Origin of the sequence: Amycolatopsis azurea DSM 43854, assembly GCF_001995215.1 — a bacterium.
Classification (GTDB): domain Bacteria; phylum Actinomycetota; class Actinomycetes; order Mycobacteriales; family Pseudonocardiaceae; genus Amycolatopsis; species Amycolatopsis azurea.
Map to the genome: position 1 here is coordinate 50,344 of NZ_MUXN01000002.1, position 11,740 is coordinate 62,083.

9 protein-coding genes are annotated in these 11,740 nt (G+C 70.5%); 6 read left to right on the forward strand and 3 right to left on the reverse strand.

The features are described from left to right. The first annotated feature begins 5 nt into the window (after positions 1 to 5). From B0293_RS02605 to gntA, 5 genes are read left to right on the forward strand one after another with little or no spacing between them, the layout of a single operon-like run. Positions 6 to 1,145, forward strand: coding sequence for an acyl-CoA dehydrogenase family protein (locus B0293_RS02605; protein WP_005152893.1), 1,140 nt, complete (start codon positions 6 to 8; stop codon positions 1,143 to 1,145). Continuing rightward, positions 1,142 to 2,191: an HAD-IIIC family phosphatase gene (locus tag B0293_RS02610; protein WP_005152890.1), complete on the forward strand. Its 1,050-nt coding sequence runs from the start codon at positions 1,142 to 1,144 to the stop codon at positions 2,189 to 2,191. The genes B0293_RS02605 and B0293_RS02610 overlap by 4 nt, the downstream gene beginning before the upstream one ends. Further along, entirely contained in the window at positions 2,188 to 2,934 is a 747-nt protein-coding gene (locus tag B0293_RS02615; protein WP_005152888.1) for a thioesterase II family protein, read from the forward strand. Before B0293_RS02610 ends, B0293_RS02615 begins: the two co-directional genes overlap by 4 nt. Further along, positions 2,931 to 3,689, forward strand: a complete 759-nt coding sequence (locus tag B0293_RS02620) for a 4'-phosphopantetheinyl transferase family protein (RefSeq protein ID WP_005152885.1) — start codon at positions 2,931 to 2,933, stop codon at positions 3,687 to 3,689. Before B0293_RS02615 ends, B0293_RS02620 begins: the two co-directional genes overlap by 4 nt. After that, the gene (gene gntA, locus B0293_RS02625; RefSeq protein ID WP_005152883.1) at positions 3,686 to 4,390 is read left to right on the forward strand and encodes a guanitoxin biosynthesis heme-dependent pre-guanitoxin N-hydroxylase GntA; all 705 of its coding nucleotides are present in this window, start codon (positions 3,686 to 3,688) and stop codon (positions 4,388 to 4,390) included. The genes B0293_RS02620 and gntA overlap by 4 nt, the downstream gene beginning before the upstream one ends. 64 nt (positions 4,391 to 4,454) lie before the next feature. Here gntA and B0293_RS02630 read toward each other — a convergent pair whose 3' ends face one another. Then, entirely contained in the window at positions 4,455 to 5,216 is a 762-nt protein-coding gene (locus B0293_RS02630; RefSeq protein ID WP_005152872.1) for a GntR family transcriptional regulator, read from the reverse strand. Positions 5,217 to 5,686: 470 nt separating this feature from the next. Between B0293_RS02630 and B0293_RS44835 the strand changes: the two genes are divergently transcribed. Beyond that, on the forward strand, positions 5,687 to 5,920 hold the full coding sequence (locus tag B0293_RS44835; protein ID WP_407640095.1) for a helix-turn-helix transcriptional regulator: 234 nt from the start codon (positions 5,687 to 5,689) through the stop codon (positions 5,918 to 5,920). Positions 5,921 to 5,970: 50 nt separating this feature from the next. Here B0293_RS44835 and B0293_RS02640 read toward each other — a convergent pair whose 3' ends face one another. Both B0293_RS02640 and B0293_RS02650 read right to left on the reverse strand, forming a co-directional pair. Continuing rightward, positions 5,971 to 8,361 carry a BTAD domain-containing putative transcriptional regulator gene (locus tag B0293_RS02640; RefSeq protein ID WP_039916129.1) on the reverse strand — a complete coding sequence of 797 codons (2,391 nt, stop codon included), beginning with the start codon at positions 8,359 to 8,361 and terminating at the stop codon, positions 5,971 to 5,973. A 464-nt stretch (positions 8,362 to 8,825) separates the two neighbouring features. Next, complete coding sequence (locus B0293_RS02650; RefSeq protein WP_005152867.1) at positions 8,826 to 11,609, reverse strand: ATP-binding protein; 2,784 nt, start codon at positions 11,607 to 11,609, stop codon at positions 8,826 to 8,828. Positions 11,610 to 11,740 lie beyond the last annotated feature (131 nt).

The following is an 11,740-nucleotide window of genomic DNA, read 5'->3' on the forward strand; positions in this document are numbered from 1 at the left end:
AAGACGTGAGGGCGAGGACACGGCCCGAAACGCCTGAGGTCGAGGTGGTCGGGCGTTTCGTCGACGAGGAGGTCGGCCCGCACGCGGACGCGTGGGACCGGGCCGAGCACATCCCCGGTGACGTGCTGCGGCGAGTGGGGGAGCTGGGACTGTGGGCCCCGTTCCTCCCCGCCGAAGCGGGCGGCGCCGGGCTGGACATGGTCACCCTCGGGCGGTTGCACGAGGAGGTCGGCCGCGGGTGTTCGTCGCTGCGGAGCCTGCTCACCGTGCACACCATGGTGACCGCGACGGTGCAGCGCTGGGGCGACGACGAGCAGCGCGACCGCTGGCTGCCCGCTCTGTCCGAAGGCACGACGCTGGGCTCTTTCTGTTTGACCGAACCGGACCACAGCGGCAGTGACTCGACAGCCGCGGGGACCGTGGCCGTCGCCGAGAACGGCGTCTGGACACTGCGGGGGCGCAAGACCTGGATCACCGGCGGACAGGTCGCCGGGCTGCTGCTGGTGTTCGCCGGCACGGCGACCGGGATGAGCGCGTTCCTGGTGCCCTCGGACCACCCGGGAGTCCGGGTGACCCCGGTCCGGCACATGCTCGGCACCACCGCGAGCATGCTGGCGACCATCGAGTTCGACGACGTCCGGCTCGAGCCGGACGCATTGGTCGGGCCGCCGGGCTGGGCCGCGGGCACGGTGATGACCGGCGCGCTCGACCTCGGGCGCTACAGCGTGGCGTGCGGTTCGGTCGGGATCGTGCGGGCGGCGTTGGCCGCGTCGGCCGCCTACACCTCGACGCGTTCGGCGGGCGGCGGGCTGCTGCGGGATCTGCCGCAGATCCGCGCCAAGATCAGCGAAATGGTCACCGCGCGCGAGGCCGCGCGCCTGCTGTGCGAGAAGGCGGGACGGCTCAAGGACGCGGGCGATCCGGCGACCATCATGGCGACCTGGGTGGCCAAGTACTTCGCGTCCACGGCCGCGGCCAAGGCGGCTTCGGACGCGGTCCAGATCCACGGCGCGAACGGCTGCGGCCCGGACTATCCGGTGGCACGGCTGTACCGCGACGCGAAAGTCATGGAGATCATCGAGGGCAGCACCCAGATCCAGGAGCTGACCATCGCCGACGAGGCGTACCGGGAGGTGTCGGGATGACCGAGGTTCTGGAGAAACCCAAACGGGGCCGCATCAAATGCGTGGTGTGGGACCTGGACAACACGGTGTGGGACGGGACCCTGCTCGAAGACGGTGAGGTCACCGTGCGGCCGGAGGTCGTGGCGGAGATCAAGCGGCTCGACGAGCTGGGCGTCCTGCATTCGGTGGCCAGCCGCAACGACCACGAAGCGGCGATGGCACGGCTGAAGACGGCCGGGCTCGACGAGTACTTCCTGTACCCGCAGATCAGCTGGAACCCCAAATCCGGTTCGGTGGAACGGATCGCGAAGGCGCTCAACATCGGGCTCGACGCGATCGCGTTCGTCGACGACCAGCCCTTCGAACTGGAGGAGGTCGCGCACGCGCTGCCGACGGTCAAGACGGTCGACGTGGCCAAGCTGGGGGAGACCCTGGCGTCGGAGGAGTTCCGGCCCAAGTTCGTCACCGACGAGTCGCGGGTGCGCCGCGAGCTCTACCGCGCGGCCGCCGTGCGGGAGCAGGTCGAACAGGACCACGAGGGCACCAGCGAGGAATTCCTGTCCACTTTGGATATGAAGTTCACGATCGCCCGCGCGCAGCGGGAGGACCTCCAGCGGGCCGAGGAACTGACCGTCCGCACCAACCAGCTCAACTCCACCGGCCGTACCTACTCCTACGACGAACTGGACGAGCTGCGGACCTCGCCCGACCACGTGCTGCTCGTCGCGTCCCTTTCGGACAAGTACGGCGGTTACGGCAAGATCGGGCTCGCCCTGGCCGAACGCGGCGAGGAGGCCTGGCATCTGCGGATGATGCTGATGTCGTGCCGCGTGATGTCGCGCGGTGTCGGCACGGTCCTGCTCAACCACATCATGGGGCTGGCCAAGGAAGACGGCGCGAAGCTGCGCGCGGACTTCGTCGAGACCGGGCGCAACCGGGTCATGTACGTGACCTACGCGTTCGCGGGGTTCTCCGAGATCTCGCGTGACGGTGCGCGGCTCGTCCTGGAGTCCGACCTGAGCACGATCCAGCCCCCGCCGCCTTATCTGACGATGGAGCTGCGATGACCGTACCGATCACGGCGCGGCCCTGGCTGCCCGGCGGGATCCCGCCGGGCGGCGCGACCAAGCTGTTCTGCTTCCCACACGCGGGCGCCAGCGCGGCGGTCTACCGGGAGTGGATCCCCGCCGCGGGCGGCGATCTGGTCGTCCTGCCGGTCCAGCTGCCCGGCCGGGCCGAACGCGGCCGCGAGACGCCGCACCACGACGTCGAAAGCCTGGTCGAGGCGGCCATCGACGGCCTCGGCGACGCGCTGACCGGGGACTTCGCGTTCTTCGGGCACAGCGTCGGCGCCCTGACCGCGTACCTGCTCACTCGCAGGCTCGCCGAGCGCGGGGCCACGCTGCCGAAGCACCTGTTCGTCTCGGGCCGGGCCGCGCCCCAACTGCCCGACACCCGGCTCCAGCTGCGGGACCTGCCGGACGAGCGGCTCGCCACCGAACTCCACGCGCTCGGCGGGCTGCCGGACGTCCTGCGGCGCGAACGGGAACTGCTGGCGATGTTCCTGCCGCTGATGCGGGCCGATCTGGCGGTCAACGAGACCTACCGGCACGTGCCGGGGGAGCCGTTGCCGGTGCCGCTGACCGTGTTCGGCGGAGACCGCGACCCGAGGGCCGATCTGGACGAACTCGCGGCGTGGCTCGAACTCGCCGCGGACTCGACGATGGTCACCTATCCGGGCGGGCACTTCTACCTCGAACAGCGGGTGGCGGAGCTGCTCGGCGTGATCCAGCGAAAACTGGGCCGATGACCACGCAGTGGTTCTCGGCCTGGAAACAGCCTTCGGGCGCGCTGGGGGAACGGCTCCGCCCCGGCCGGGACGCGCACGTGTGGCGGATCCCGCTCGCGCGGGTGCTCGCCCCGGGCTCGGCCGAGGTCTACGGCCTGCTCGGCGCGCTCTCCGAAGACGAGCTGCGCCGCGCGGCCGCCATCACGGTGGACGACGAACGGGCCCGGTTCCTGGCCTCGCACGTCGCCCTGCGCGACATCCTCGCCTCCTACACGGGCACCGCGCCGTCCGCGCTGCGCTTCACCCGCGACGGCGACCGCCCGGCACTGGCAGGCGAGACCGGGATCGAGTTCAGCCTGTCCCGCTCGGGTGCGCTGGCGCTGGTCGCGGTCACCTCCGCGGTCCGGGTCGGCGTCGACGTCGAAGAGGTCCGGGAGGTCGACCACGACGGCCTGGCCGCACGGACGCTACGTCCGGAGGAAGCCGCCGCCGTGCGCGAGCCGCTGACCTTCTTCCGGTACTGGACCTGCAAGGAGGCCTACCTCAAGGTCGACGGCACCGGCCTGGCCGGACTGCCGGGGCCCTCGTTCACCCTCACCGGCGGCGACGTCGTCTTCGACGACAGTCCTGAGTGGACGATCACGGAACTGGACGCCGGCGCCGGCCACGCGGCCGCGCTGGCCGTCCCGGCGCGCCCGGTCACCGTGCGCGCCTTCGACTGGCTTCCCGGCAGGCGGCGTGCGGCCGGGGAGCACCGGAAAGGCGGAGTGAAATGAGCGACCCGAAAGCGGAGCTCGAAGCGTTCATCCAGACCACGGAGTTCAGCTGCCTCGGCGCTCGCGCGGCGTTGAAGAAGGGCTCGATCGTCCACGGCCACTACCCGGCGCTGGGGGATCCGGAATCGGCGCGTGCCCACTACCGCGACATGCTCGGCTACGCCCGTGGCATCCGATCCACCTTGTCGGACAAGAGTTTCCGCACGTTCGTGTCCACTTTCGAGGAACCCGGCGGTGTTCTCGACGAGGAGGAGTACGAACGCCTGCTGTGGCGCCATCTCCAGCTCATCCACGACATCGACAGCCGCACCTACGGCCTCGACGAGGGCGCCACCTCGGACCCCGGCGAACCGAACTTCGGCTTCCACGTCGCCGGTCACTCGTTCTTCGTCGTCGGCATGCACCCGGGCTCCTCCCGGGCGAGCCGCCGGTTCTCGCGGCCGGCGATCGCGTTCAACTCGCTGATGCAGTTCATGTTGCTGGGCGACAAGTTCTTCTCGATGCAGGACGCGATCCGCAAACGCGAGACGACGAACAACGGCTCGGTCAACCCGAGCTTCACCACCTACGAGTACCAGATGCCGTCCCGCCACTTCTCCGGGCGGATGACCGAGGAGGACTGGAAGTGCCCGTTCACCTCGCGGCACGAGCCTTCGTCGGTCAAGTACACCTCGGATGTGATGCAGCGCCCCACCGGCTGACCCCTCTTCGCGACGTCAGCCCCCGGCCGCTTCGGCGACCGGGGGCTTTCTCGTTCGGTGCGAGTCAGTCCGCCAACCACTCGTACGACAGTTCGTAGCGATCACCGGCCAGGATCATGTCGTTCATTTCCAGCGGCTTGCCTTCGGTGCTGTACGCGACGCGGGTAACGGTGACAACCGGGACGCCATCAGCGAGCTGCAACAGCGATGCTTCATCCGGCGTCGGCATTCGCGCACCGACATGCTCGATGAACCGTCCGATCACCTGCCCGGCGTCTTCGAGTCGCGCGTACGTGCCGCCGTTTCCGGTGTCGACCTCCTCGATCGCGGTGCCACGGGTGAAGTCACGCGGTAGACGCGACACCGCGAGTTGGACCACCAGCCCATCGGCACGCATCACCCGGTCTCTCACGGTGATCTCGGCGCCTTCCTCGATGGCGAGGTGTTCGGCAACGCGGACATCTGCTTGCTCGAAGCGAACCTTGACCGAGGTCGAAGGCGTGAAGCCGCGGCTCGCCGCGTCCGCGAGAAAGGCGCCCTTGTTCTGGGCGCGTGCGGCGCGGGACAGACGAGCACGGGCGATGCGTTGGATCGTGGCCGGCGGTCGCACGAAGACGCCGCGCCCGTGCTCGGAGGTGACGAGCCCCTCGGACTTGAGCATGTTGATGGCGTCGCGAACCGTCGGCCGTGAGACGTCGTAGGCCTCGGTCAGCTCACGTTCGCTCGGCAGCTGATCACCAGGCGAATAGGTACCTGTCGAGATCTTCTGTCGAAGGTCCGCCGCGACCTGCCGGAACGCGGGGACTCCGCTTCTGCGATCCACCATGCCCTGATTCTCTCACTTGTAAGCTTGTCTTGACCAGTTGCCGTGCTTGTGAGACCGTTGAACTTGTCAAGACGTCCTTACAAGTTGCGGAAGAGGGTCGACGGTCAAGGCAATGGTGCCCCCTCCGGCCCGGGGCAGCAGACGGGTTCCACCTGCCCTTTGCGCCGACACGGAGGACGGTTCGATGCCGCGCAACCCAGCAGGATCGGGACCGACGAGGCCGGGGCAGGCAAGGACCGGCCCAGCTCGCCCACGCGCGACAACCCCGGACCGCAACCCCGGCCCATCCAGCCGAAGCGACCGCAGCGCTAGAAGCAACCTTCGCAGGGGCGGGGAGTCTCTTTTCATCGCAGCCGACTGGTCCGACCCGACCGGGTGGCAACTACCGATCGACCCGGTTCCGCTGGTCGCAGGAGCCTCCAGCGCAGGACGACGAGGACTAGAATCGGACTATGCGGTCGACCCGAGAAATGCACAGGCTGACAGCGGTGTTCCTGGCAGGAGATACGAAAGCCCGCTTCCACGCCGGGGATCTGCGACGTGCGACGAAAGTGCATAACCGGCGGCTGTACCCGATGCTGGCGCGCTTGCTCGAACGTGGCTGGATAACGAACGGGTGCGACGAGCCTTCATCCGACGAGCCCTCACCCCAGCCCTACTACGTGCTCACCGATATCGGTCGGCGAGAACTGAACAGGCCGTAGCAGTCCAGGCGCAGCAAGGGATTCATCCTCCGCGATAGGGCTTTTCCGTGTCAGGCGAGGGCTTCGACGCGGCGCGGGACCGGGCGGCGCAGCAGCGCGGTGCGGGTCGCGCGCGGGATCCGCTGGTAGACCAGCTCCCGCAAAGTCGCGCGGCGGAACGTGTAGCCGGCGTCGTCGTCCTCGCGGCGCAGCACCGAGAGGCTCGCGAGCCGGGAGAGCGTCCCCTCGATCTCGGCGGTGTCCCGGCCGCAGACCGCGGCGACGTCCTCGGCGGTGAACGCGTCCCCGGCGAGGCTGGCCGCCTTCAGAAGGGATTTCTCGGCGGTGGGCAGGTTGTCGAGTTGCGCGGCTAGGGTCCGGCGGACCAGCGGGGGTGTCATCGCCTGGCCCAGTCCCGGAAACGGGGTGGTCTTGCCATGCACCCCCTGGGCGTACGCGTGCGCGAAGCGAGGGTTCCCGCCGATCCTGCCGATCAGGTCCTGCCTGCCGCGGATGAGCCGGGCGGTGCCGGGCAGCAGCTTGTCGAGCAGTTTGCCGACGGCGTCGTCGGAAAGCGGGGAAAGGCTGACCGTCGTCCCGCAGCGTTCGCCGTGTTCGGCTTCCAGAAGCCCGGGCCGGGCGGACGCGACGACGAGGACCGGTAGTCCCGCGCAGGCTTCTCCGAGCCGGTCGACGGCGTCCCGGGTCTCGAGGTCGGCGCGGTGCAGGTCGTCGGCCAGCACCACCAGCGGACCGTAGGCGGTCAGTTCGCCGGCGGCGGCCCGGAGTGCCGAGTCGCCACCTTCCGTGCGCAGCCGCGAGGCGGTCTGGGGGAGCAGACCCGGGACGACGGCGAACGCTTCGGCGACGTCGGCACCGGCGTCCAGCACCCGGATCCGGGGTTGCTCGGACAGGGTCTCGGCGAACTCGGCGAGGAGCCGCGACTTGCCGATCCCGGGCTCGCCGAGCACCGTCACCCGGTGCGGGCGGCCGCCGCGCTCGACGAAGCCGAGAAGGTGGCTGAGCAGATCGAGGTCGTGGTCACGGCCGACGAAGCCGCCGGGGTCGGCGGGTTCCGCCACCGGGTGCTGGCGGGCGGAAACGGCGTGCCACCAACCAGGTGAGTCTTCCGACGCCTCGTGCACCACGGCGGGTTCGGAGGCCTCGCGGACCGCGTCCGACACCCGGATCCGGCCTTCGGGCGCGCGCAGCGCCGAGCGGACACAACGGTCCAGCACGGGGCCCGCGACCTGACCGGGACCGGAGGCGGTGAACTCGACGAGGACGTCGCCGCTGTCGACGCCGATCTGGGTGGCGATCCCGGCCGTGACCAGCCGGTCGTGGATCCGCAACGCCGTCCGCGTCGCGTGGACGGCGTCGTCGTCATCGGTGCGGGGGAGACCGAACAGGGCCAGCACCACCGGACCCGATTCGCCGGGCAGATGCGCGCCCGCCGCGAGCGCCTCCTCCTCGACGACGGTCCGCAGCCGCGCCTGCACCTCGACGGCCTCCTCGGGGTCGTCGTCCGGGGTGGCGGCGAGGGCGACACCGATCGCGACGACCGGCTTCCGCTCGCTCTCGACGGGCTCGGTGCGGGGCAGGGCGATCACAGGAGCGGGGGTGAACGGCAGCGGCTCGGCCACCGGTGCGGGCTCGGCCGACGGCACGGGTTCCGGTCGCGGTGCCGGGTCGGGACGCCGGGTGAGCAGGGCTTCGTCGTGCTGGAGGATCGCACGTTCCAGCTCGCGCAGCTCCTTGCCCGGCTCCAGGCCGAGGCCCTCGGCGAGGCTGGCCCGCGTCGCGCGGTAGACCTCGAGGGCGTCGACGTGGCGGCCGCAGCGGTAGAGCGCGGTCATCAGCTGGGCGTTGAGCCGCTCGCGGTTCGGGTTGGCCTCCGCCATCCCGCGCAGGTCGGTGAGCACCTCGTGGTGGTGCCCCCGGTCCAGCTCCAACCCGAAGAGATCTTCGTGGACGGCGATCCGCTGGTCCTCCAGCGCGACCAGTTCGGGCCACACCACGCCGGTCTCTGTGAGGTCGGCGAGCACCGGGCCACGCCACAGCGCGAGCGCGTCACGGTAGGCGGAGACGGCCTGATCGACGTCGCCACCCGCCTGCGCGGTCCGGCCTTCGGCGGCGAGACGTCGGAAGCGGGAGACGTCGACCTGGTCGCTGTCGACGCGCAGCAGGTAGCCGGGCGCATGGGTGAGCAGCATGGCCTGCTCGGCGGCGCCGGTGCGCTGGGCCAGCGTGGCGCGCAGCCCCGAAACGGCGTTCTGCACCATCTTGCGCGCGGTGGCGGGGATCTCGTCCGCCCAGATCGCCTGGAGCAGGGTGCTGGTGGCGATGACCTCGTTGTGGCGCAACAGGAGATAGGCGAGCACGGCCCGCTGGGTCGCCCCGCGCAGCACGACCGGACGTCCGTCGTGCACGACGTTGAAGGGGCCGAGGAGATCGAAACGCACGGGGTCACCACCTTGTTCGGGACTTGCGAAGACGATCTCCACCGTGGCCCCGGACCCCGCCTCCCGACAACGCTGTGGCGCGGATACTGGCTCGGTGCCAGTGGCACCCGAGAACGATGCCAGTTACCGCCCGATGTGTTGACTGTGGACGTTCCCACTGCTAAACGCGCGCGGCCCCTCCCGCTTTTGTAGGGCGGTAGGGCGAAGGTGTCCTGTCGGGTGCCAAGTCCGTGAAGGCCTCCTTGAGGGACTCTGGGTCCCTCAAGGAGGCCTTCACGGACCGGTGTTCGTCCGCGGGGCATGCGGGTCTCGTGGGCGGCGGAGTCCCGGAAGCGTTGCGAAAGCCCCTTTCGTAACCTTCAACGTTGCGAAAGTGGCTTTCGCAACACCCGAGGTCGGCGTGCGGGCGAGCGACCGAATTCGCCACCTTTGCCTTACCGCCAATAGTCCTCTGAATGCGGAGTTCAGGTGCGGTATTCGCCGGTCAGGATCCCTGCCGCGAGTTCCACCCGGGACGTGTACCCGGTCCGGGAGAACAACCTGCTGAGCCTGCCTTCGACGCTCTTCTCGCTGGTTTCGAGGACGACCGCCAGTTGCCGGTTGGTGAGGCCTTCGGCGACGAGGATCGCCAGCAGACGTTCGTTCTCGGCGGTCGTCTCCGTCCGGCCGGGACCGGCGAAGCCGTTGTCACGTAACAGCTTCCGCACCTTGCCCCGCCAGAACCAGGCACCGACCTCGCCGAACAGTTCGTACGCCTCGGTCCACGACTGCTCCGGCCGGTGCCCGGCGAGGCCCGCTCGCAGGAGCGTCATCGCCGACTCGTACGGGACGTCCCGGCGTTCGCGGGCGATGGCCGCGGCGCGCCGGGCCGCGGCGGGCTCGCGGTGAACCACGGCGCGGGCCAGATGGTGGTTCTGGTGCGCGCGGGCGGTGTCGAGCTGGGTGGCCGTACGCGCCGCGCGCCGGACCCAGTGCTCGCCTTCGCGCTGCTTGTTCCGCGCCAGCGCGGAGCGGGCCAGGTCGGCCCAGAGGTCTTCGGTGCCCAGGACGTAGCCGCCCGCGTCGGCGCTGCGCGCGGCCGAGTACAGCAACGCGTCGGCGCCTTCGGTGTCGCCGAGTTTGCTGAGCACGGTGAACTCGGCGTGGTCGATCGAGTGCCGCATCCCGGACGGACGGCTGTCGGCGGCGAGCGCCCTGGCGCGGGAAAGCCAGCCCTGCGCGCCGAGAATCCGGATCGCGCATTGCGTCAGCAGGAAATGCAGTGGCCGCGCCGGATCGGTGCCGCCCAGCATCGTCCGGCGGGCCAGTTCCATCGCCTCCGGCCAGTCCCCGCCCAGGTAGTTCAGGGCGAACCGGTTCGCCACGGGCAACTCGTCGACGGCCAGCCCGGACGCGGTGATCCGCTGCCGCACCTGCCGGAGTTCTCCCAGCTGCAACAGCATTTCGACTTCGAACCGGCGATGTTCGACCTCGTAGTGCGGCAGATGCGCCGCCCGCCACAGTTCCGGATGCGCCACGAGGGTGTGCAGCTGGGACGTGTCGCCAAGCACGACGCCGCAGGCCGCGAGGAACATCGTGCCGAAGTCGGCGGTGATGTGATTGCTGCCGGTCCACACCGCGCGTTCCCGTTCGAGCAGGTCGCGCGTCTCGATCCAGCGATGGCTCAGCAGCAGGGCGTACGCCCGGTTGACCACCATCAGGGCGGGGTCGTCCGGCAGCACCGGTGACGCGCCCGCGGCGATCTCGGCGAGCTCACCGAGATCGCGGCGGGCGGCGAGCCCGGAGATGAACACGGTCGACAGTTCCTGCGCTTGAGCCGGGTCCAGGTGGCCGAGATGTTTGCAGAGCACCTGCCGCGCGCAGTCCCCGGCTTCGGCCGCCCGGTAGTGCACGGCCTTCGCCGAGCTCAGCAGCATCAGCACGGCCGTCCGCTCGGGCGGTTCGGTCACCCAGGCCAACGTCGCGTGGAGCCAGCGTTCCGCCTTGGCCCCGTCGGTGAACAGCACACGCTCGCCGTTCTCGAGGAGTTCGGCCGACGCGCGGCGCGTGTCCACCAGCGAACCGGCCTGGGTGATCCAGTCGAGCACCAGATCCGGATCGGAGACCGAAGCCGACCCCGACCACACGGCGTGGACCGCCTGGGCGGCCAGGCTGCGCGTGGCGTACGGCCCGATCCCGGTCAGCAGGGCGTCCCGGACGGCCGGGACCCGGAACCGGTACCCGCCGTCCCGGTCCCGTACCAGGACCCGTTCGGCGACGAGCCTGTCCAGCACCGCGCGGAGATCGGCCTCCCGCCACCCGAGCGCGGTCGCGGCCAGCCCGGCGGCCGAAGCGCCGAGCGGGCCGAGCACCGCCATCCTCTCGGCGACCTCTCGCACTCCACCACCGGCCTCGGTCACCGCCCGCAGGAGCGGATGGTCCTCGGTGGCCACCGGCTGATCGACCCGTTCGACGCGGTACGCGGTCCGGTCGACGATCCGCAGGGCGCCGGCGGACCGGTAGCCGTGGACCAGCGCGGTCAGCGCGGCGGGGTTGCCTCGCGCCGCGGCGTGCAGTTCGGTCACCAGTCCGTCGTTCGGCATGGCCGACACCAGCCCGGTCAGCAGGGAGCGCGACTGGGCTCGCGAAAGCGGCCGGAGGAACCGCAGCCTCGCGTGCCCGCCCGCGCGCAGCCGGGCGAAGGCGCCGCGCAGTGCGGGGCTCCCGGAGAGGTCGTCCCCCGCGCCGATCCGCAGTGTCGCGACCACACTGATCGACGTCTCCGCCGAACACCGGTGCAGGAGCGGGCTCACCAGCCGGGCGGTGTGCTCGTCGAGCCATTGCGCGTCGTCGACCAGGACCACCAGCGGGGTCTGCGTGCGCAGGAGGGCGAACACGGCCGTCGCGATCTTCGCGACGGTCTCCGGGGTCGGCGTGGTCTCGCCCGCCCTGGCCAGCATCGCCAGCACGGATCGCCGCGCGGGCTCCTCCTCGGTCCGGTCCGCGCCGAGGAGGACGAGAAGCCGGAAGATCGCGCCGTACGGGAGCGTCCGGTCGAGTTCGGCCAGCCGCAGCACCAGCACCTTGGCCGAGGGGGTGAGTTCCTCGGCGAGCCTGTCGAGCACCGCGCCGCGGCCGCAGCCGGGCTCGCCCGCGAGCACCGTCAGCGGGGTCGCGCCGGGAGCGGCGTCGTCCCTCAGGACCCTGACCTCCTCGGTGCGGACATCGGCCCGCAGTCCCGTCCCGGCGCCCGGGTGCCTGGTGCTCATGCGCCCAGTTCACCAGGACGGAGCCCGGCTGGCCGTCACCCAACCGTATGAACCGTGCCGTCGCGGGCGCCTCGGGCGACCAGTGACCGGTAATTCCTTCCGGGAACCGGCGCTTCTCCGGCCGTCGACAA